The sequence below is a fragment of the Metabacillus crassostreae genome (assembly GCF_016908395.1).
Taxonomy (GTDB): Bacteria; Bacillota; Bacilli; order Bacillales; family Bacillaceae; genus Metabacillus; species Metabacillus crassostreae.
Window position 1 is genome coordinate 311,905 of the sequence record NZ_JAFBDU010000003.1, and the last position, 22,202, is coordinate 334,106.

At 33.7% G+C, this 22,202-nt stretch carries 23 protein-coding genes; 7 read left to right on the forward strand and 16 right to left on the reverse strand.

The window, feature by feature from the left end; all coding sequences use genetic code 11:
* Positions 1-206: 206 nt before the first annotated feature.
* Entirely contained in the window at positions 207-1,838 is a 1,632-nt protein-coding gene (locus JOC75_RS13205) for a Na/Pi cotransporter family protein (RefSeq protein WP_204954506.1), read from the reverse strand.
* Positions 1,839-2,078: 240 nt separating this feature from the next.
* On the opposite strand from JOC75_RS13205, the gene JOC75_RS13210 reads away from it, so the two are divergent.
* The 3 genes from JOC75_RS13210 (at position 2,079) to ispG (ending at position 4,739) form a co-directional block, all read left to right on the forward strand.
* On the forward strand, positions 2,079-2,882 hold the full coding sequence (locus tag JOC75_RS13210; RefSeq protein ID WP_204954507.1) for a DUF1189 domain-containing protein: 804 nt from the start codon (positions 2,079-2,081) through the stop codon (positions 2,880-2,882).
* A gap of 273 nt (positions 2,883-3,155) precedes the next feature.
* Positions 3,156-3,494 carry a hypothetical protein gene (locus JOC75_RS13215; protein WP_204954508.1) on the forward strand — a complete coding sequence of 113 codons (339 nt, stop codon included), beginning with the start codon at positions 3,156-3,158 and terminating at the stop codon, positions 3,492-3,494.
* A gap of 132 nt (positions 3,495-3,626) precedes the next feature.
* Positions 3,627-4,739 (forward strand): flavodoxin-dependent (E)-4-hydroxy-3-methylbut-2-enyl-diphosphate synthase, encoded by a 1,113-nt coding sequence (ispG, locus tag JOC75_RS13220; protein ID WP_204954509.1) that lies wholly within the window; start codon positions 3,627-3,629, stop codon positions 4,737-4,739.
* Between the two features lie 62 nt (positions 4,740-4,801).
* Here ispG and JOC75_RS13225 read toward each other — a convergent pair whose 3' ends face one another.
* Together JOC75_RS13225 and JOC75_RS13230 are read right to left on the reverse strand one after the other, a co-directional pair.
* Complete coding sequence (locus tag JOC75_RS13225; RefSeq protein ID WP_204954510.1) at positions 4,802-4,999, reverse strand: hypothetical protein; 198 nt, start codon at positions 4,997-4,999, stop codon at positions 4,802-4,804.
* Between the two features lie 84 nt (positions 5,000-5,083).
* Positions 5,084-5,473, reverse strand: a complete 390-nt coding sequence (locus tag JOC75_RS13230) for a DUF4190 domain-containing protein (protein WP_204954511.1) — start codon at positions 5,471-5,473, stop codon at positions 5,084-5,086.
* A gap of 145 nt (positions 5,474-5,618) precedes the next feature.
* Between JOC75_RS13230 and JOC75_RS13235 the strand changes: the two genes are divergently transcribed.
* A complete protein-coding gene (locus JOC75_RS13235; protein WP_204954512.1) occupies positions 5,619-6,191 on the forward strand; it encodes a hypothetical protein in 573 nt (190 codons plus the stop codon).
* A 61-nt stretch (positions 6,192-6,252) separates the two neighbouring features.
* On the opposite strand, the gene zur is transcribed toward JOC75_RS13235, so the two are convergent.
* Genes zur through JOC75_RS13250 form a run of 3 tightly spaced genes read right to left on the reverse strand, consistent with a single transcriptional unit; the run spans position 6,253 to position 8,273 of the window.
* Positions 6,253-6,663, reverse strand: coding sequence for a zinc uptake transcriptional repressor Zur (gene zur, locus JOC75_RS13240; protein WP_146949034.1), 411 nt, complete (start codon positions 6,661-6,663; stop codon positions 6,253-6,255).
* Entirely contained in the window at positions 6,660-7,502 is an 843-nt protein-coding gene (locus JOC75_RS13245) for a metal ABC transporter permease (RefSeq protein ID WP_204954513.1), read from the reverse strand. The genes zur and JOC75_RS13245 overlap by 4 nt, the downstream gene beginning before the upstream one ends.
* A gap of 15 nt (positions 7,503-7,517) precedes the next feature.
* Complete coding sequence (locus JOC75_RS13250; protein ID WP_204954514.1) at positions 7,518-8,273, reverse strand: metal ABC transporter ATP-binding protein; 756 nt, start codon at positions 8,271-8,273, stop codon at positions 7,518-7,520.
* Between the two features lie 176 nt (positions 8,274-8,449).
* Between JOC75_RS13250 and JOC75_RS13255 the strand changes: the two genes are divergently transcribed.
* The gene (locus JOC75_RS13255) at positions 8,450-8,704 is read left to right on the forward strand and encodes a DUF2624 domain-containing protein (protein WP_204954515.1); all 255 of its coding nucleotides are present in this window, start codon (positions 8,450-8,452) and stop codon (positions 8,702-8,704) included.
* A gap of 82 nt (positions 8,705-8,786) precedes the next feature.
* Here JOC75_RS13255 and JOC75_RS13260 read toward each other — a convergent pair whose 3' ends face one another.
* Together JOC75_RS13260 and JOC75_RS13265 are read right to left on the reverse strand one after the other, a co-directional pair.
* Complete coding sequence (locus JOC75_RS13260) at positions 8,787-9,680, reverse strand: deoxyribonuclease IV (RefSeq protein ID WP_204954516.1); 894 nt, start codon at positions 9,678-9,680, stop codon at positions 8,787-8,789.
* A 17-nt stretch (positions 9,681-9,697) separates the two neighbouring features.
* Entirely contained in the window at positions 9,698-11,014 is a 1,317-nt protein-coding gene (locus JOC75_RS13265) for a DEAD/DEAH box helicase (protein ID WP_204954517.1), read from the reverse strand.
* Positions 11,015-11,499: 485 nt separating this feature from the next.
* On the opposite strand from JOC75_RS13265, the gene vrrA reads away from it, so the two are divergent.
* Both vrrA and JOC75_RS13275 read left to right on the forward strand, forming a co-directional pair.
* On the forward strand, positions 11,500-12,186 hold the full coding sequence (gene vrrA, locus JOC75_RS13270) for a VrrA/YqfQ family protein (protein ID WP_239589453.1): 687 nt from the start codon (positions 11,500-11,502) through the stop codon (positions 12,184-12,186).
* 131 nt (positions 12,187-12,317) lie between these two features.
* Complete coding sequence (locus tag JOC75_RS13275; RefSeq protein WP_204954519.1) at positions 12,318-13,262, forward strand: 4-hydroxy-3-methylbut-2-enyl diphosphate reductase; 945 nt, start codon at positions 12,318-12,320, stop codon at positions 13,260-13,262.
* 474 nt (positions 13,263-13,736) lie between these two features.
* Here JOC75_RS13275 and JOC75_RS13280 read toward each other — a convergent pair whose 3' ends face one another.
* The 8 genes from JOC75_RS13280 to JOC75_RS13315 form a co-directional block, all read right to left on the reverse strand.
* Positions 13,737-14,858 carry a Nif3-like dinuclear metal center hexameric protein gene (locus JOC75_RS13280; protein ID WP_204954520.1) on the reverse strand — a complete coding sequence of 374 codons (1,122 nt, stop codon included), beginning with the start codon at positions 14,856-14,858 and terminating at the stop codon, positions 13,737-13,739.
* A complete protein-coding gene (locus tag JOC75_RS13285; RefSeq protein WP_204954521.1) occupies positions 14,855-15,571 on the reverse strand; it encodes a tRNA (adenine(22)-N(1))-methyltransferase in 717 nt (238 codons plus the stop codon). Before JOC75_RS13285 ends, JOC75_RS13280 begins: the two co-directional genes overlap by 4 nt.
* 220 nt (positions 15,572-15,791) lie before the next feature.
* Positions 15,792-16,151, reverse strand: coding sequence for a cytochrome c550 (gene cccA / locus JOC75_RS13290; protein WP_204954522.1), 360 nt, complete (start codon positions 16,149-16,151; stop codon positions 15,792-15,794).
* Positions 16,152-16,665: 514 nt separating this feature from the next.
* Complete coding sequence (locus tag JOC75_RS13295; RefSeq protein WP_204954523.1) at positions 16,666-17,211, reverse strand: hypothetical protein; 546 nt, start codon at positions 17,209-17,211, stop codon at positions 16,666-16,668.
* Between the two features lie 152 nt (positions 17,212-17,363).
* The gene (gene rpoD / locus JOC75_RS13300; RefSeq protein ID WP_204954524.1) at positions 17,364-18,476 is read right to left on the reverse strand and encodes an RNA polymerase sigma factor RpoD; all 1,113 of its coding nucleotides are present in this window, start codon (positions 18,474-18,476) and stop codon (positions 17,364-17,366) included.
* A 136-nt stretch (positions 18,477-18,612) separates the two neighbouring features.
* Positions 18,613-20,427, reverse strand: coding sequence for a DNA primase (dnaG, locus tag JOC75_RS13305; RefSeq protein WP_204954525.1), 1,815 nt, complete (start codon positions 20,425-20,427; stop codon positions 18,613-18,615).
* A 32-nt stretch (positions 20,428-20,459) separates the two neighbouring features.
* Positions 20,460-20,933, reverse strand: coding sequence for a YaiI/YqxD family protein (locus JOC75_RS13310; protein ID WP_204954526.1), 474 nt, complete (start codon positions 20,931-20,933; stop codon positions 20,460-20,462).
* A 424-nt stretch (positions 20,934-21,357) separates the two neighbouring features.
* Positions 21,358-22,179, reverse strand: a complete 822-nt coding sequence (locus tag JOC75_RS13315) for a pyruvate, water dikinase regulatory protein (RefSeq protein ID WP_204954527.1) — start codon at positions 22,177-22,179, stop codon at positions 21,358-21,360.
* Positions 22,180-22,202 lie beyond the last annotated feature (23 nt).

Here is a 22,202-nt window from a genome sequence, read left to right on the forward strand (position 1 = left end):
TTATTTGCTAAATAAATTTTTACCAATTTATGCTACATATTTATTTAATTAGTTAAAGTACACAGAACTAAGATTCTGCTTCTGAAATCGCTTTTTTAGGTATATCTACCCGAGAAGTGATGTTACTTATTAGATAGCTAAAAGCCCTGACACAATAAAAAAGCAAGGGATTACCCCTTGCTTTTCATTTATATTTTATTTAGTTTTTAGTCTCTATGTCCTAAAACAGCTTCAGCAAGATTAACTGAGTGATCTCCAATGCGCTCTAAGTTACTAATAATATCGACAAACACAATTCCAGCTGAACCAGTGCATGCACCTTCATTGATTCTTAGGATATGTTTCTTTCTCAAAGTACGTTCCATCTTATCAATTTGTTCTTCAGATTTAAGTACCTTCATAGCCAATGCTGTGTCTTTATCATCTAAAGCGGTTAGTGCATCTTTTAATGTTTGGATTGTCAAATCAAACATTTCCTCTAAATCTTTTTTAGCTGAATCTGTTAGCTTAACTTTGTTTGTTATTTGGAATCCAACTAATTCAACAACATTTTCAAAATGATCACCTATACGCTCGATATCTCTAACAGTATCCATTAACATACTATGTTCTTCAGATTCTGTTGAAGACATCTCGCTTCTCGAAATCAGTATTAGATAATCTGTTATTTTACGATCCAGATTATTAATTGCATCTTCAAGTTGCATAGCAGTGTCTGCATTTTTTTGAGAAAATGTTTTTTGATATTCACTAGAAGCTTCTAAACCGATAATCGCAAATTTACCCATTCTTAGCACTTCTTCTTTTGCTTGTCCTAAAGCAATTGAAGATGATTGTTCAATAAAAATTGGATCTAGATGTTTTGGTTTGTATTCAATCATAGAATCATCACCTGGTATTAATTTTGTAACAATCCAAGCGAGTAATCCAATTAATGGTAATTGTATAATTGTATTTGTTAAATTAAATGATCCATGAGCAAACGCAATCGTCATTTCTGGATTTAAATTCATAGCGTCTTGCAAAAACTGAACGAAGTTAGTAAATAAAGGTAAGAATATTAAAAATATCCCTGTACCTAGTAGGTTGAAAATTACGTGTGTTAATGCGGCACGTCTTGCAGCAACTGACGCTCCAATAGATGCTAATACAGCTGTAATTGTTGTACCGATATTGTCACCAAATAATACAGGTAAAGCTGCACGAATATCCATAAGACCCTGTCCAAATAGCTCTTGGAGTATCCCTATTGTCGCACTTGAGCTTTGGACAATGACGGTGAAAATGGTTCCTACTAGAACTCCAAGTAAAGGATTTTCACTCATACTAAGAGTTAAATCATGAAACTCTTGTAAGCTACGTAGTGGTTTCATTCCTCCACCCATTAACTCAAGTCCAAAGAATAAAGCTCCGAATCCAAATACAATTTGCCCAAAATTATGTATTCGTTTATTTTTAAAGAAAAACAATAGTACTGCACCAACAGCAATAATTGGTAGGGCATAATCTGATATTTTTATCCCTATAATGAAGGCTGTAACGGTTGTTCCTATATTTGCTCCCATGATGACACCAATAGCTTGTCTAAGTGACATAAACCCAGCACTTACTAAACCTACAGTTATAACTGTTGTTCCGCTGCTAGATTGGATTAAAATAGTTACAATTATACCCGCTAATACACCCATTATAGGATTCGTTGTAAACTTATCTAATATATCTCTAAGTTTATCACCCGCTGAGCGTTGGAGTCCATCGCCCATGTATTTAATCCCAAAAAGAAATATCCCAAGACCACCGATGAATTCAAATATCATCTTTTGGATATCAAGTTCCAAAATTTTCAACCCCTCATTCTTCTTCTTTTTTTCGACAAACATCTACAACCCTTTCAATTATTAACGAAATATTGATTTTTTGTAAAGGTATTTCGATAAAATATTTACAAAAAATTTACGAAAAATTATTAAAACGCTTTCATTAAGTCGATAATTTGTTTATTATAACTTTCCTTGTAATCTCATCACATCACATATAAAATAAAGTCGTATAAAAAAGAAGGATGTGTCTTTAAGCAGATGAATGTATTTAAACAGCTTTTCTCAAGCATATACTCACCTAAAACGATCTCTACATTTCGTTTTCAAGGAATAGGTAAAACAATTCTTTTTGTTTTTCTTCTAGCTTTACTAAGTACAATACCAACAGCTTTTCATTTTACAAATGGATTAGTAGACGGCTTAAAAGGTTTTGATGAAACTTTACGAAATGATTTACCCTCATTTTCAATTGAAGATGGCAAATTAAGTGCAGACACTGATGCGCCAGTAGAAATTAGAAAAGATAATTTTATTATTATCTTAGATGATACAGGAGCTTTTGGTGTTGATGAGCTTGAAGCAAAGCAAAATGCAATTGGTATTTTAGATGACCGATTTGTTTTTGCAGCAAACGGGCAAGCGCAGACATATGAATATAATTTAATGAACATGTCTTTAACTAGTGAAGACTTGATTGAGGTTTCAAGTCAATTTAATGATCTATTGCCTATAATAATCTCCATCCTATTCGTTATTATGTACCTATTTGGAGCATTTGTTAAATTCTTAGAAATCACTTTTTTAGCTTTATTTGGATTAGTCTTTAAAAATAGCTTAAATCGTAAATTGAATTTTAAACAAATATGGGTGCTAGCTGCTTATTCAATTACATTGGCTACAATCTTCTTTGTTATTATGGATAGCCTACAAGTATCTGTTCCAAATGGATTTATTATAAATTGGTTTGTTCATGTGATTGTACTATATCTAGTATTTAAAGAGATACCACAGTCAAAAAAACCAATTAATACTGATAAGCCACAAACCAAAACCTTGGAATAAAACTTCCAAGGTTTTTTGTTTATTACCTTTTAATAATTTCGACTCAAAAGTGATCGTGTCTTTTTATCTAATTATTTTCATATTCTTTTCTTGAATCCCTTTTCACTCTTCATGTTAAATCTTCCCTCATACTTTTTGTATCTACTGTTAAAATTCTTGTGAAGCTTATTAAATACACCCTCTAATTAATAAAATTCAGCTTTCCCCTGACATATTTTATTAGGACAAGCATAGAATATAGTAGTTTATTAAAAGAAATTGGAGGAAATTATCTTGAAGCGACTTTCCCTTTTATTAATTGGTCTATTTCTTTGTTATATCATTTACTATGACTTTCAATTTGGTACTCTTCCTGCAGTCAGCCAAGCTGCTTCAGATAACAAAACAATTCCTGTTATTAACACATCAACATCCGTAAGCACAAATATCGATTATTTTGAGCAGAAGGTGCAACAAGGTGACACAGTCTTAACAATAATTGAAAAACATCACAATATGTTGCCTGCATCTATTGAACAAATAAGCAAGGATTTTGAAGAGCTTAATTCTAATGTAAAAGCAAACTCAATCATAACCGGAAAAATATATCGCTTTCCAGATTATAAACAATAGTTGTTCCTTGTCTTTTAGTAAGCCTCCCTGTAAAATGAGTTTTGGAGTACAAATTTCAAAGCATGTTTAAAGTTCATTTCATTTTTATAGTTTCAAAAAGCAATAAACTTATTTTTAAGGAGCGATTTACACGTGAGTGAAATCATACATCGTACAAAAACCCGTCCAGTAAAAGTGGGAAGCTTAACAATTGGTGGAAATAATGAAGTTATTATACAAAGTATGACGACAACAAAAACACATGATGTCGAAGCTACTGTTGCTGAAATAAACAGATTAGAAGAAGCTGGCTGCCAAATTGTTCGTGTAGCATGTCCTGATGAACGTGCAGCAAATGCTATTGCAGATATAAAAAAACGTATTAATATTCCACTAGTGGTCGATATTCATTTTGATTATAAGCTTGCTCTAAAAGCAATTGAAGGTGGAGCAGATAAAATCAGAATTAATCCAGGTAATATTGGGAGAAAAGAAAAGGTTGAGGCAGTTGTTAAAGCTGCCAAAGAACGTAAAATTCCGATTAGAATCGGTGTTAACGCTGGTTCACTTGAAAAAAGAATTTTAGAGAAGTATGGCTATCCAACAGCTGATGGAATGGTTGAAAGTGCACTTCATCATATAAAAATTCTAGAAGATCTGGATTTCCATGATATTATCGTTTCAATGAAAGCATCTGACGTTAATTTAGCAGTCGAAGCTTATGAAAAAGCAGCTAGAGCTTTTGATTATCCTTTACACTTAGGTATTACTGAGTCAGGTACATTGTTTGCAGGTACTGTAAAAAGTGCTGCTGGATTAGGAGTTATCTTAAACAAAGGAATTGGTAACACTTTACGTATTTCTTTAAGCGCCGATCCAGTCGAGGAAGTAAAAGTGGCTAGAGAATTATTGAAGTCTTTTGGTTTAGCGGCTAATGCAGCTACTTTGATTTCTTGTCCTACATGTGGAAGAATCGAAATTGATTTAATTAGCATTGCAAATGAGGTAGAAGAATATATTTCAAAAATTAAAGCTCCTATTAAAGTTGCTGTGTTAGGTTGTGCAGTTAATGGACCAGGAGAAGCACGTGAAGCTGACATTGGTATTGCAGGAGCACGCGGTGAGGGGCTATTATTCAGAAAAGGTCAAATCGTTCGTAAAGTACCTGAAGAAACAATGGTAGAAGAACTTAAAAAAGAAATTGATAAAATTGCTGAAGAACATTATGCAAAACAAGCAGCTGAAAAAGAGAAACTAAATTCATAAAAAATCATCAAAAAGGGAATCGGTTTAACCGATTCCCTTTTTGTATTACACTCTACACTACACTATTCTTCTTCATGTTCCTCTGGAAGAAGTACTGCCCCTATATTACTATTCATTGATAAAGAAGTATCAATATCATCTTCTAGATGTTTTTCTCCATAGAATTGATTTTGAATGGCCATATTTGCCTCAGTAGCTTCTTTTTCAAAAATGGTTTCTTTTATTCCATTATGAGTATCTATTGCCTTCTTTTCTTTCATACCAATCATCCTCCTCTAAGGAATATACCAAAAATGAGGGATTGACCAGTAATTGGTCAATCCCTTTCATTTAACTCCTACCATTTAAAAGAATGGTGTGATAAAAATTCCAAGGATAATTGACACAGCACCAATACCTATTGCCCATGCACCAGTACCAGTTGCTCCCCTTCTTCTTGCAATAAAGCCAACAATTATACCTGCTGCTCCTAAAATTACAGGTAAAATAAATAATGAGATAATCGATAAAGCTAGAGCTAAAAAGCCCATTCCTCTACCTTCTCCTGCCACTTCATCTGCCTCTGTGTTAACATCAGCATATTCATTTCTCATATTAATTGGAGCCGCGATTTCTGCAGCTGATTCTGTTTCATAATCTGTTTCAATTTCACGATCTAGTGGCGTAAATCCCTTGTAATTAGGGTCATCAAAACGATCACGTTCTTTTTCAGTGAACTTATTTTCGTCTGCCATTAAGATCCCTTCCTTTCTAATGTAAAGGAGCATTTATTATTATGAGCTATAAGTAAAGAACTATAACTGTAAAACTTTTCTGTTCGTTTAAAAAGGCATTATGGTACACTATGTACTAGGATTTAATTAAAGGAGAGACTTACTTATGTTGCGACTTGGAATAGACATTGATGGGACTGTAACTGATCCACAAACTTTTGTGCCTTATTTAAATAAATCATTTAATCAATCACTAACATATCATGATTTAAAACAATATGACCTAACAAAGATCTTAAATATTACTGAAGCTGATTTTTGGAAATGGATGGATGAATTTGAACCTATAATTTACAAGGAAGCACCACTCGCACATCATGCTAAAATTGTACTTGATGAATGGAAAGATCAACATAAGCTTCTATTTATTAGTGCAAGGAGAAAACATTTAGAGGATATAACTTACAATTGGTTTAAAGACAAAGATCTTTATTACCATCACATTGAATTAATCGGAACTCATAATAAGCTTGAAGCTGTTAAAAATAACAACATATCTATCTTTTTTGAAGACAAGCATGATAACGCATGTATGATTAGTGAAGAGCATAATATTCCTGTTATCTTGTTTAATACACCGTACAATCAAGACCCAATTCCCAAGGATGTTATTCGTGTTAATAACTGGTTAGAAGCGAAAAGTTGGGTAAATCAATGGTATGAAGTAAAGGTTTTATAAAGGATAAAAGGCTCTGACACAAGTCAGAGCCCTTTTCATATTCTGTACCACATACATATTCTTAATGACATTGCGGACATTTACCATACACTTCAAACTTATGGCCACTTATATCATAACCTGATAAGTTTCCTTGTAATTGTGACATCGGACAACCAGGAATTTCTTTAGTTTTACCACATTTAAGACAAATAAAATGATGATGATGATGCTTTGAATCACAAGTAAATCTAAAATGTTTTTCTCCGGATAATTCTGTCATTTCAAAAATGCCTAAGTCAGCAAATAGAGATAAGTTTCGATAAATCGTATCAAAGCTTAATCCAGGGTAATCATCTTTTAATGATTCCAAAACATCTTTTGCTGTTAGATATTTATCAAAATCTGCAAATAACTGCAACATTTCTTCTCTTTTACTTGTATATTTATAGCCTTTTTCTTTCAGTAAGTCGAGAGCTTCTTGAACATTCATGAAACTTTCCCCTTTGTAAATTTAGTCCATAAAATTGTTATAACTAAGATTAATACGGATAATATGACAATTGTTCCCCCTGGTGCTAAATCTAAATAATAGGATAGGAATAATCCAATAATAACAGATATTTCACCAAATAGTACAGAAAAGAAGATTGTCTGCTTAAAGCCCTTTGCAATTCTAATACTAGCAGCAACCGGTAAAGTCATTAATGATGATACAAGTAAAATACCAACAATTCTCATAGAACTAGCAATAACTAATGCCACTAGTAAGATAAAAATAAAATGAATCCACTTTGCATTTATACCTGATGCTGTAGCATGCTCTTCATCAAACGATAAAAGAAACAGCTCTTTATATAAAAGGAAAATAATTGCAATAACAATAACAGATACAGCAATAATTACATACAAATCAGTGCGACTTACTGCACTAATACTTCCAAATAAATAACTAAATAAATCTGTATTAAATCCATCTGCAAGAGAAATAAAAATAACACTAATTCCTACTCCACTTGATAAAATAATCGGAATCGCTAGTTCTTGATAATGCTTATAAACCGCTCGTAATTTTTCTACAAGTAATGAACCTGCTACGGAAAAGCCCATACCAAGATAAATTGGATTTAACCCTGCAAATGCTGTGAACTTTTTTTCTAAAAGTAAGCTTGCTGCAATTCCAGCTAGTGTTACATGGCTAAGGGCGTCAGCTATTAATGACATTCTTCTAACAACCACATAAACACCAAGAAGTGGTGCAATTAGACCTATTAATAACCCTGACATAAATGCATTTTGTAAAAATTCATATTCAAAAAGACTGCTAAACATTTTTCATATCCTCCATTAATGGGAGTGTGTTAACACGTGTACAGAGTGGCCATAAAAATCTGACATTTCATTTTCTTTAAGTGATTCAAATTCTTCTGATTTGCCATGAAAATGAAGATGCTTATTAATACAAGCAACATGAGTCACTTTATCTGTTATCGTTCCAACATCATGTGTAACTAAAATCAAAGTAATCCCCATTTGTCTATTTAGCTTCATTAGCATTTCATAAAAGTTTTGAACAGTTTGTGCATCCACACCTACAGTTGGTTCATCTAAAATTAGTAATTTGGGCTCACTTACTATCGCTCTTGCAATAAAGGCTCTTTGCTGTTGACCACCGGAGAGCTCTCCAATATTACGTTTTGTAAATTCCTTTAACCCAACAGCTTCAATGGCATTAAGTACTGTTTGACGATCCTTCTTTCCCAAAAATGTAAATAAACCAAGCTTAGAAGTTAATCCACTTGAAACAACCTCAAAAACTGAAGCTGGAAATCCAGTATTGAAGCTATTTGCTTTTTGCGAAACAAACCCTACTTCATGCCAGTTTTTAAATTTTTGAATTGGTTGACCAAACAGCTTGACCTCGCCATTCTGTGGCTTTAATAGACCTAATAAACATTTCAACAATGTTGTTTTTCCAGATCCATTTGGACCAACCAACCCTAAAAAGCTTCCTTGTTCTACAGTTAGATTAATATTTTCTAACACTTTTGTACGTTCATATGTGAAATTAAGATTATTTATCTCAATAACAGGTTGCTTCATTGAACTTCATCTCCTACAAATTAAGAATCGTTCCGATTTAATGTTTATAAATAACAACTAACTTATAACATAAAAATTATACTCACTTCTTCATATAATGTAAAGAAAAAATTTAGTAATAAAATCTGCACCTTATCAAAGAAACTGCCATACATTGTGTGAGAGGAGGTTTGATAATGGTGTTATTTCAAAAAATAATTAATCAGAAGCTCAACAATATATCAGTAGAGGAACTTATGCAATATGCCAAACAGTTTAATGTTACTATAGATAAAACTCAAGCAGCTCAAGTCGTGAAGTCGATGAATGGGAAAAATATTAATATATTCAATGTTAATGAAAGAAAACAGCTATTAACACAAATTGCAAAGATTACATCTCCACAAACAGCTCAACAAGTTAACCAGATTTTCCAAAAGTTCACAAATTAGGATTAAGATATTTTCTACAACTACTTATCGTTTCATCAAAAATAAAAGTCAGTTCCTGTTAAGAACTGACTTTACCTTTTTATTATTGATTAGCAATCTTCTCCAATAAACCTTCATCAAATGTTTTTTCTTTAAACATGTTAATTTCATATTTATATGGAGCTTTCTTATTTTTTTTATCTTCACCAACAAATGGTGTTTCAAGTATTTTAGGAACATCCATTAGAGCCGGATGGTGAATAATTGAGTTTAGTGCTTCAAAACCAATATGTCCAAATCCAATATTTTCATGACGATCCTTACTAGCACCCATTGGATTCTTACTATCATTGATATGAAGTACCTTTAGACGATCGATTCCAATAATTGAGTCAAACTCTTTTAATACATCATCAAAGCTATTTACAATATCATATCCAGCATCATGTGTATGACACGTGTCAAAGCATATCGATAGATGCTGATTATGTGTAACTCCATCAATAATTTTGGCTAATTCATCAAATGACCGACCACATTCAGAGCCTTTACCAGCCATTGTTTCTAACGCTATTTGAACCTCTTGGTTTTGTTCAAGAACTTCATTTAAGCCTTCAATAATTTTCTGAATACCAACATCAGCTCCGGCACCAACATGGGCACCAGGATGTAAAACAATTTGTTTTGCCCCTAAAGCATGTGTACGCTCAATTTCTGAACGGAGGAAATCAATTCCTAATTGAAATGTTGCAGGATTTGTTGAATTCCCTATATTTATAATATAAGGAGCATGTACAATAATTTCCTCTATTCCATTTTCCTTCATATGAGCTTGTCCTGCTTCAATGTTTAGATCTTCAATCTTCTTTCTTCTCGTGTTTTGAGGTGCACCAGTGTAAATCATAAACGTATTTGATCCATAAGAGACAGCTTCCTCACTAGAGGCTAATAGCATTTTCTTCCCACTCATGGAAACATGTGATCCTATTTTAAGCATAACTCTTCCCCCTATACTTACTTACCTTTTCGATCAAGTCTTCTTTTTCTTTTTTTAATTTGTTCCATTTCACGGCCCATTTTCTTTTTATAGCCCGGTTTTACTTTTTTAGGTTTTTGCACAATACTTTTCGCCAAAGCATCTGCTTCATCTGTTACTCTTTTTCGATTTTGACGTCGTTTGCGATCTTCAAGATCTCTCCATTCCCCACCGACAAGATCTTTATTAACAAATTCAACACCTAATTTTTCTAATTTATTTAAAGCATCTTCATCAGAAGTTTCAAAAAGCGTTACTGCAATTCCTGAACTACCAGCACGTGCTGTTCGACCAACACGATGGATGTAGAAATCGAGTTCTGTTGTTGGAATTTCATAGTTAATGATATGACTTACACCTTTTATATCAATTCCACGAGCTGCTAAATCTGTAGCAACAACATATTGAAATTCCAAATCATTTATCTGTTTCATCATCTTTTTACGATCACGTGGAGATAAATCTCCATGAATACGTCCTACCTTTAAGCCTTTTTCTAATAAATAATCGGCAACTTCATCGGCTTTTTTCTTCGTGTTTGTAAAGACAATCGCTACAAACGGATTAAATGATACAAGAATATCGTGAACTAGCTTCATTTTATCTCGATGTCTGGTAGGTACTAGAACATGTTCTATTTTAGCAGCTGTTGCTTGTTTAGGAGCAACATGTGTAAAACGTGGATTTGCTAAGTATTTTTTCAAGAAAGGCTTTAATTTTTCTGGAATTGTTGCAGAGAATACGAGTATTTGCAGATTCTCTGGCATTTGACCAGCAACCATATCAACTTCTTTAATAAATCCCATATCAAGCATTAAATCTGCTTCATCGACAACAAGGGCTTTTACTTTATTGATAATAAGAGCATTTTCTTGAACTAAATCCTTGATTCTACCAGGTGTACCAACAACAATTTGTGGCTGGTTTCTTAATTTTTCTATAGTACGCTGCTTATCAGTTCCACCAATAAAACATTTAGATGTTATCTCCTCAGTTGAAAAAGGAATAACTTTATTTACTTCATTATAAATTTGAAGGGCCAGTTCTCTAGTTGGGGCTGTAATAACAAGTTGAACTTCTTTTTTCTCAGTATCAATTTTATTGAGTAGTGGAAGCAAGTAAGCATGTGTTTTACCAGTACCTGTTTGAGATTGCCCAATAACACTTTCTCCATTTAAAATTGACGGAATCACTCTCTCCTGTATTTCAGTTGGTTCCGAGAATTTCAATTCCTTTTTTAATGCTTCTATTATAAACGGCTTTAATGCAAACCGTTCGAATTTTGTAGACTCCATCCGTTTCATCTCCTTTAAGATAAGAATCACCTTTTTTTCCCAAGTGTACCTTATCAATCCATCATTACATTATAACCGATACACTGAAAAACTCAAACTAGATTTTACCAGTTCTAACGTATACCTTCATTCTTTTAAAGTAGGCTCTGTTAAACTTTGTTGTTGATTTCCGTTACAGGCATTCGCTTTCCCGAGAGCCTCCTCGTAAGCTGCGCGCCTGTGTGGTCTTCCTTTGACACGCTTCTCTAAGCAGGAGTCTCATATATTCACCTCCAATTAACAAAGTGCTAAAAATCAACATTAACCTTTAACATAGCCTTAGAGTTAAACCGAGCTAAACAATCTTCTTTATTTTTGAGCTTCATACATTAACCCTAATCTTCAATCACACTAAGCTTAAAAATAGCGTAAAGGTAAAGAAGAACCATTAGCTGTTAGAATGCATAGTCTATGTTAGGTATATGTACTTTGAAAGGAGGATTTACATGTTTCAACAAAGACCTATGCCTCCTATGAATTCTAGAGGTTTTCTCCCACAACAGGGTCAATTCCCTATAAGTCAACAACCATTTCAGCGCTCATTTATGGGTGGTGGCCAGCAAATTGGTCAACAAGTAGCTTCAAGAGGTGGTGGAGGAGGATTAAAAGGCATACTCTCTCGTATAATGCCAGGAAGCTCACAAGGTGTTACAGGCGGTGCTGTTAATCCACAAGCATTTACAGGAGCTGCCAATGCAGCAACTAGTGCTTCAAGAGCTACCGGCTCATTACAAGGACTTATGAATCCATCTAATATTTCCGGAATGCTAGGTAATGTACAAAAAATGTTAGGGATGGCACAGCAGGTTACTCCTATGGTTCAGCAGTATGGTCCACTTGTAAAAAATTTGCCAGCTATGATGAAAATTTACCGTGAATTAAATAGTTCAAATGATACCGAACAAACAAAAACAACAGATGAAGATTCAGCAGTCGATCATTCAATTGAAAACAGCTCAGAAACAGAAGATGTTAGCAAAACAACTTCTCAAAAGGTAAAAACGAAGAAAAAATCAAATCCTGCTAAAAGTGTTTCTGATGTAAAAAGTAACTCTGATCAAGCAGAATCAGCAAATAAACCTAAAAAACGTTCTACTTCCTCCAAAAACTCGATGCCTAAAATGTATATCTAATTATTCCTCTTTGTAATCTACCCCAATCTTCGATATAATATTAAGAGATTATGAGAGTAAAGAGCCGTTTTAACGGCTTTTTTTCCATGTACTAAAAACTCTCTATGTGATCTCTTAAGGAGGCAATATAAATGAACGTTATTAAAATCGCACCTCGTGGATATTGTTATGGTGTTGTTGATGCAATGGTAATCGCTAAAAACGCCGCTTTAGATAAAACCTTACCAAGACCAATCTACATTTTAGGAATGATTGTTCATAATAAACATGTTACAGATGCTTTTGAAGAAGATGGTATTATCACTCTAGATGGTAATAACCGTTTAGAGATTCTAGAAAAAGTTGATAAAGGTACAATTGTTTTTACTGCTCATGGAGTTTCTCCAGAGGTTAGGGAAATTGCAAAAGCTAAAGGTCTCATCACACTTGATGCAACATGTCCAGACGTAACAAAAACGCATGATTTAATTCGTGAGAAAGAAGCCCAGGGCTATCACATTATCTACATTGGTAAGAAGAACCATCCAGAGCCTGAGGGTGCCGTAGGTGTTGCACCACATGTGGTGCATCTTGTAGAAACAATTGAGGATGTTGAACAGCTTAATATAGATAGTGAGAAAATCATCGTTACGAATCAAACAACGATGAGTCAGTGGGATGTAGCCGATATAATGGAACTAGTAAAGGAAAAGTTCCCTCATGTTGAAGTTCATCGAGAAATTTGCTTAGCAACACAAGTTCGCCAAGAAGCCGTAGCAGAGCAAGCAGGAGAAGCTGATTTAACAATCGTTGTTGGAGATCCGAAGAGTAACAATTCTAATCGTTTAGCACAAGTATCAGAGCAAATTGCTGGTACAACAGCCTATCGAATTTCTGACTTAAGTGAATTAAAGCTAGAATGGTTAAAAGATGTAAAAACTGTTGCTGTAACAGCAGGTGCTTCCACACCTACACCAATTACAAAAAAAGTCATACAATTTCTTGAACAATATAACCCTGATGATGAAGCCACTTGGGTTTTAAATCATGAAATTCCTTTATCGAAAATATTACCTAAAGTTAAAATTAAAAATTAATAAATAAGAGGATGCCTCATAAAGTTTTGCAAAGAGACCAAACACATTGGTTTGATTTGCTAAAACTTTCTTAATGAGACATCCTCTTTGTATATTTGGTTCTATCTCTGTAAAAACAAAAGAGAGGTTGGGACATAAGTATTTCAGTTAATGAAAAACCCGAATTATTAGGTGATATTTCAATTAATCATTCGCCGAATAGTTCGGGTTTTTATTTGCCGTCTTTAATAGACTTTTTGATTTTGCATACTATTTTTAAGAACTAGTGGAATGGAGCGGAAGACATTCGACTCCTACGGGAATAGAGGAAAGGCTGAGACCCCGCAGGCGTAGCCGAGGAGGGCTCAGATTCCTCCCCGGCGAATGGAGTGTCTGCAGCGCAATGGAACGCACTTGTTCCTTTCAACTTAACTGAATTTAGATTTATTCGTCTTTGTTTATGCCTTCTTTACTTATGTCCCAGCTATATAACAATCAAATAAACTTAAACGGATTTGTATCAATTTCAGATCCAGAAATATTAACATTAAAGTTCTTATCAGTACACATAGAACTAAGTTTAGCTGATACTCCCTTAATCATAACCTTCTCAACATGGTGACCAGGATCAATCACATTCAAATCCATCATAAGTGCATCATGCGCAACATGGAAATACAAATCTCCAGTTACATATACATCTGCTCCCTTAAATTTTGCTTGCTGAATATACTTATTACCATCTCCACCTAAAACAGCCACTTTTTTGATCTTACTATTCGGATCTCCAACCAATCGAACTCGCTCTACGTCAAGAGACTTTTTAACATGCTCTGCAAATTCTGCAAGTGTTAATTCTTCTGGTAAAACGCCTATTCTTCCTAGACCTAGAGTTAACCCTTTTTGATCGAGAGCATAAATATCATAAGCAACCTCTTCATAAGGATGTGATTTTAGCATAGCTTGTATCACTTTCTTTTCTATTGATGTTGGAAAAACTGTCTCAACTCTAGATTCAGATACATATTCTAGATTTCCCTTTTTACCTATATATGGATTAGTTCCATCAAGCGGTAAAAATCCACCTTCACCTTCTGTCGCAAATGTACAATGACTGTAGTTTCCTATATGCCCTGCACCAGCATGTCCTAATGCTTCTCTAAGCTGCTTCTCATGTGTTGAAGGTACAAATACTACTAACTTCTTAAGCTTGTCCTCATAAGTCGGAACAAGTACATCCAGTTGAGATAGGTTTAGAGCTTGCGCTAATAAATCATTCACTCCGCCATTTGCTACATCTAAGTTAGTGTGTGCTGCATAAATAGCAATGTTATGCTTTATACACTTCTCAATCATTTTTCCAAAAGTAGAATCAGTTGTAAGTTTTTTTATCGCTCTAAAAATTGGAGGATGATGAGCAATAATCAAATCAACGCTTTTCTCTATTGCTTCATCAATTACTGATTCAACAACATCTAGGGTAATCATAACATTATGTATTTTCTTATTTAATGTACCAATTTGAAGTCCTATTTTATCTCCCTCTACTGCATAGGCTTTTGGAGAAAATTGTTCAAATAATTGAATGACCTCAAATCCATTTGGTAATTTTTTCAAGATTCTAAAACCTCCTCAACTAGCTTAATTTTCTCGGTTAAGTCTCTATATTTCTCATTATTATTATATGTATGTCCTGATTCCTCAAGCTGTTTAATAATTGCTTTCCAATGATTACTCTCATGGAGCCACTTCTTCTTAAAAACATCTGTTTTTTTAGTAATTAAAATCGGTCCTAATAGAAGACCAGCATGAAAGGATACACCTTTATAAGGTTTTTTTGTATTACCTTTTTCAGCAACAAGTATTTCATAAATTTTGTCATCTTCTTCAATAATTTCTTCATCAACAAGTTCCCAATTGTTTTCTACTAACCATTCTCTTATATAGATGGAGTGTATATTAGGCTGTAATATTAATCTTTTAACAGAAGTAAGCTTTGAACTTCCTTCTTCAAGTATCTTCTTTATTAAACCCCCTCCCATACCAGCAATTGTAATACAATCAACTTGATCATCTTCTTTGATAACTGAAAGACCATCTCCCTGTCTTACAGAAATAACATTTTGAAGTTCGGTTTTTATTACTTGATTTTTTGCAGATTCATAAGGTCCAGAAGTAATTTCCCCGGCAATTGCTAACCTAGCTTTGCCTTGTAAAATTGAAAAGCAGGGAAGATAGGCATGATCAGATCCAATATCTGCCATCACAGCTCTTTCTGGTATAAAACGAGCTACTGTTTCAAGTCTTTTCGATAGATTCATTTCATTCATTATGTCACCAATTTTCTATAAAATATGATATATCTTTAAGGTTTTCATTTTAGCTAAATTATAAACACCATTATTCTTACTATGGTTTTTAGCTAGGTAGGGTGAGTACATGCTATAAAGTATAAAAAAAGTCCTTCACAGATGCAAAGGACTTTTCTTTTATTTACGATAATAAACATTAATTAATAGTAATTGATTTGTGTTCTAAATTAAACGTTAATTATTTAATTTGTGATACCCAATCAGCCATTTCATCCAGTTTCTCATCTGGAACTAGATTAGCTGGCATGATACCTTTACCCTGTTTAAGAATTTGCTTTATTTCGTCTACACTTAAACGATCACCAACACCAACAAGTGCTGGACCTGCGCCACCTTCATAGTTTTGACCATGGCAAGTAATACAGTTTTGCTGGTAAATTTCTTCCGGAGATGCATTTGCAACATCCTCTGTTTTTGGTTCTTCTTCCCCATTTGCTAATTCTTCATGATCGCCAAGACCTTTGAATGATAAAAGAAACATAAGGCCGATTCCTAAGAGTGCGATTAATAAAAATGGAATAAGTGGATTGCGATTCATCATGTAACCTCCCTTATGTAAATGTGAATCTCCCATTAGTCGGCTTAAATTCCAACTAATGTCGCTATTAGAAATCATATTCTGAGTTTTTCTTCTCAGTCATTTGAACTAATAGAGCGTTTTCTTTGTGTAGGTATTAGGTTTACTGCATAGTACTAATAGATAAGTTTCATAAGTACATTTGTTTTTTATAAGAGCTCTTTTCTGAAAAGATTGCTGCTATAATAATAGCTTAAATCGTCAGTAGAAACATTGTTTTCATCACATAATAGTACCATTTAATCAAGAAGAGATGCAACAAGTATCTATACACGGCTATTTCTACAAGTAATCAAAAAGCAACAAAGTTTGCGAAAATAGTCTTTATAAACAACCTCTATTTTACTGTAATTTTATGATAAGTAAAAGACCTATCTTATAACATCTTTATGTTTTTCACACTTTAGACAAAAAGCAGACATTTATGAGCAAACTTTATAAATCCTTATTGACATACTTAACCTACTAAAATTCATTATAATATAATAGCAACAACAAAAACAGCTATACCTAATATACCACTTATAGAAAGGTAAAGAATTCTTAGAATTACACCAAAAGTTAACCAAACTAGACAATTACTAATAATGATCAATCCTAGGATAAAATCATTTCCGCTTGCAAAAAAATCAGATAATGCAATGGAGGAAATTAATAATTGTATAAAAGTTAAGCTTAAAGGCACTTGAAATGATTTGCCTTTTCTAATAAAGTAAGCGGTAACAAGAAAAGATCCTATGAGTAAAAAACTTAGGATAACCATTTGCATTAAATAGGCAATTTCAGTAAAATTAGTAAAAAGAAGAGATGCTATTACTAAGATCATAATAAAAGCATATAAAAAGCCATCAAATGTAGGTAGTCTTTTTTTCTTTTTTTTCACTTCAACTTGTTCATTATTTTCTTGATTACCTTCAGTATAGAGAGCTAACAAAAAGTCACAATATGTTTCAGGTAAAAGTTTATTGTCTTTCCATTGATGAATTTCATTGATTATAATGTTTTTTTTATCTTTATCCATCTTAGCCATCCTTAATCATTGTTACTCTTATTTTAAAGAAGACATGTATGGCTTGTAAATGATAAGTTTTAAGTTGTTTCACATCCAGCGTGTCATCGTGTGTAAGTTAGAGTATGTTATTACAAACTGAAAGACGGACATAAGTCCGCCTTCTATTCTAAAAAGTCTTTTAGACGTTTACTACGGCTAGGGTGACGTAACTTTCTAAGCGCCTTTGCCTCTATTTGACGAATACGCTCACGAGTTACACCGAATACCTTACCAACTTCTTCAAGAGTTCTAGTTCTGCCATCATCTAGGCCAAAACGTAGGCGTAACACATTTTCTTCACGATCTGTTAACGTGTCAAGTACATCCTCTAGCTGTTCTTTCAGCAGTTCGTATGCAGCATGTTCAGAAGGTGAAGTTGCGTCCTGATCTTCTATGAAATCACCTAAGTGTGAATCATCTTCCTCACCAATTGGTGTTTCAAGTGAAACAGGTTCTTGAGCAATCTTAAGGATTTCCCTAACCTTGTCAGGGGTTAGTTCCATGTCTTCTCCAATTTCTTCTGGAGTTGGTTCTCTTCCAAGATCTTGAAGTAACTGACGTTGAACTCTAATTAATTTGTTGATCGTCTCAACCATATGAACTGGAATACGAATTGTACGTGCCTGATCCGCAATAGCACGTGTAATCGCTTGGCGTATCCACCATGTTGCATACGTACTAAATTTATAACCTTTTCGATAATCAAACTTTTCTACAGCTTTCATTAAACCCATATTACCTTCTTGAATTAAATCAAGGAAAAGCATTCCACGACCAACATATCGTTTAGCAATACTTACAACAAGTCTTAGATTTGCTTCTGCAAGTCTTCTCTTTGCTTCATCGTCACCTTCTTCAATACGTTTAGCAAGATTAATTTCTTCGTTTGCAGATAAAAGATCTACACGACCGATCTCTTTTAAGTACATACGTACAGGGTCATTTATTTTAACGCCTGGTGGTACACTCAAATCATTCAAATCAAATTCTTCTTCTTTTGCCAAATCTTGAACATTTGGATCAGCCTCTGTACCTGCTTCACCTAACAATTCAACACCCTGTTCACCTAAAAATTCATAATACTCATCCATCTGGTCTGATTCTATTTCGAAGTTAGCCATACGCTCTGCGATTTCTTCGTATGTTAATACTCCACGTTTTTTCCCGATTTCTGTTAATTGGTCTTTCACCTGTTCAAAGGTTACTTCCGTTTCATGGGTCTGTTTATCAGCCATAGGAACCCCTCCTTCCAAACTTACCAAGTTATAAGATAAGCCACTGGATTACTGTGTAGCGGTATATTTGATATATCTTGAATGTGTTATAGTTAACACACTTATTAATATTTACCTCTTCACTTCAGCTTACTTTTTATGACTTTAAAGCTTGTTTTAATTGAATAATTTCCATTGCTATTTGAGCTGCTTCTTTGAACTGTTTATTTCTTTCAGCTTCATTTTTAACAGCTTCTTTTTCTTTTATCATTAACATTTTTTGATGATTCAACACCTGTTTTATACAATCTGATAACTCTTGTTCACTTACTTCAGTGTTTAATGTAATCATCGCAATGTTGGATACAATATCTTGTAATTCTGCATTTGGTAATCTTGAAAGAAACGAGCTAACATTTTCCTCATTTCCTTCTTCATAAAATCCATACAGATAAGTAACAATAGCTTTATGCTCTTCAATATTAAATTGAAGACCAAGTCGTTCTAATACCTTCTGAGACAGATCCTTACTTCTTAGCATATAGCCAATTAACATTCGTTCTGCAGTGTGAAAGGCGGGTAACAGGCTTTTTCTTGCAATTGGGTTGCGCTTCACCTGTTGTGGAACCTTTTTTACATTTGAAGTATGATCAGATTCTTGTTTAGGCTTCTTCTGGTTAAGCTGTTCTTTTAGAACATCCATTGATAAATCAAACTCTTTAGAAAGCTGCTTCAAATAGATTTCCTTTTCAACTGCACTTTTTAATTGGCTAACCTCACCAAGGATATTCTCAATATATTGGAATCGTTCTCCTTCATTTTGGAGGTTCTTACCTCTTCTGTAATAGCTCATCTTGAACGTCATTAGAGGTACACTTGCCCCTATTACATCGTTTTTAAACTTTTCAGAGCCGTACTTTTTGATGTAGTCATCAGGGTCTAAACCATCTTGAATCATTGCAACGTTTATATGACATCCAACACTTTGTAAGATCTTAGCTGCTCGATTTGTTGCTTCTATTCCTGCAGAATCTGAATCATAACAAATCACAATCTCAGATACATTTCTTCTTAAAATTTTTGCCTGCTCTTCAGTTAGTGAAGTTCCCATTGTTGCTATAGCATTCTCTACACCAGATCTTGAAGAAGATATAACATCAGCAAAGCCTTCAAAAAGAACAGCTTGTTGATTTTTCCGAATATGTACCCTAGCTCGGTGAAAATTATAGAGTATCTTACTCTTATTAAATATTTTTGTTTCAGGGCTGTTCAGATACTTTGGCTTCTCGTCTCCGAGCACTCTCCCTGAGAACGCTATTGTCATACCATGATGATCTGTTATAGGAAACATAATTCTATTTCGAAAGCGATCAAAATAGTCTTCTGAATTATTTTTCTTGACTAATAATCCAGCTTCCTCCATTAAATCAGCACTAAAACCCCTTTTCACCAAGAATTTTGATATAAAGTCCCAAGAATCAAGTGCATAACCAATTTCAAATGTATCAATTGTTTCTCGAGTAAAGCCTCTATTCAATAAATAATCTAATGCTTCTTGACCCTCTTTTGTATTTACCAATAAATGATGGTAAAATTTCTTTAGAAGTTCATGAGCTTCGATCATCTTCTCAGCATCTTTTGGGATGTTGCGCTCCTGATCATTTGCTGTGATTTCAGTAGGTAACTCAATACCAACTTTATCAGCAACGTGTTGGGCAGCTTCTATAAATGAATAATTCTCATGTTGCATTAAGAAGGAAAAAACATTTCCACCTGCACCACATCCAAAGCAGTGAAAAATCTGTTTATCAGCTGAAACTGAAAACGAAGGGGACTTTTCTCCATGAAACGGACATAAGCCAAAATAGTTACGACCTTGTTTCTTCAGTTGAACATATTCACTTATCACATCAACAATGTCAGAAGTTCGTTGGATTTTCTCGATTAATTCTTCGGGAATTCGATTTCCCATACTAACAACTCCGTAATAGAGATATTCAATATTTATTTAAAATCTCCTGCATCTTTCGACAAAATTTTTTCGATTGTTGTGATAAAATTTATTGTATCTTCAGCAGTGAACTTTTTTGGACCTTTAGTGTACTTACCACTACGACGCTCCATAGCTGATAAATATCGAAACTGCAGGGCTGATTCAATATTAGCTTCTGTATATTGTTTACCCCTAGGAGTAACAACAATAACATTTTTCCTTAGCAATAAACCTGCTAAACCAATATCTTGTGAAATAACAATATCATGTTTATTTACATGATTGACTATGTATAAATCTGCTTCTTCTTTACCAGTGTCTACAAACACCCAATTTCCACCATATGTTTTATCAGAACTATGGTTATAGGATGCTACAAAAGTAACGTTTATTTTATACTTCCCTGCAATATCCATTACTTCCTGCTTGACTGGACAAGCATCAGCATCAACATAAATCCCTATATTTTTTTTAGCATAGTTCATTATTCTACATCACTCCGGGATAATCCTTCTTAACAATACTACTGTAAGTTAATATTCTAGAAAAAGAACGAAAATCCTTTTTTGTCGAAAATTATTTCTGTGTATTTCTTGACAGTTTACAATTAATAGTTTATTCCTAGATGTCAAGTTCTAAACCTAAAAAATTACTTTTTATCACAATTTTTTATTATAATACAAAGTTCGTCAAATTTCTATTGTTTTCTTCTCCTAAATTTAAGTATAAGCAACTAATCCCCATTTAAGTACTAAAAAACTTAGAAAAGAGTAAGCGCCAGAACAGTTAAACCTTCATAAGGTAAGCTTTTTCTCAAACAAAGCTTCTTTGAATTGTCATGTTTTCCACCATAAAAATATGGGAGACTTATGATAATTGTTAATTACCAACAAGCCCCCCATGAATTACCTAAAAAGTACCATTTTGCTTATTCATGAAATTTGCAATGATATTTGCTGTTTCTTCAACAGCTTTATTTGAAACATCTACAACCTGACAACCAATTTGATTTACTACTTTATCAAAATAATCTAGTTCTTCTCGTATTCGGTCAATATTTGCATAAAAGGCTTCATCATTCAATCCTAATGATTTCAATCTTTCTTTTCGAATATGATTTAATTTCTCAGGCATAATTCGAAGTCCAATACATTTTTGTGCTGAAACCTTATATAATTCTTCTGGTGGTTCAACTTCTGGTACAATCGGTACATTCGCAACTTTAAAGCGCTTATGAGCAAGATATTGTGACAATGGTGTTTTCGACGTTCTTGAAACACCTATTAATACGATGTCGGCTTTTAGAATACCTCTTGGATCTCGTCCATCATCATATTTGACGGCGAATTCAATCGCCTCCACCTTTTTAAAATAATCATCATCTAGTTTTCTAACACGACCAGGCTCATATTTTGCTGAAATACCATATGAAGTTTCCATTTTATCTATTAAAGGACCGATAATGTCATAATAAACAACACCTTGTTTTGTTGCTTCCTCCATTAAATAATTTCTTAATTCAGGGACAACCATTGTAAAACAAACTATAGCGTGGTCCTGCTTTGCTAATGAAATCACTTCTAATATCGTACCTTTGTCTTCAACATATGGAATTCTTTTAATTTTCGTATTGGCTGAGGCTCCGTTAAATTGGCTTGCAGCTGCCTTAACAACCAGCTCTGCTGTTTCTCCTACTGAATCAGATACAACATAAATTAATCGATAACTCATTAATTATATCCCCATTTCCGTTT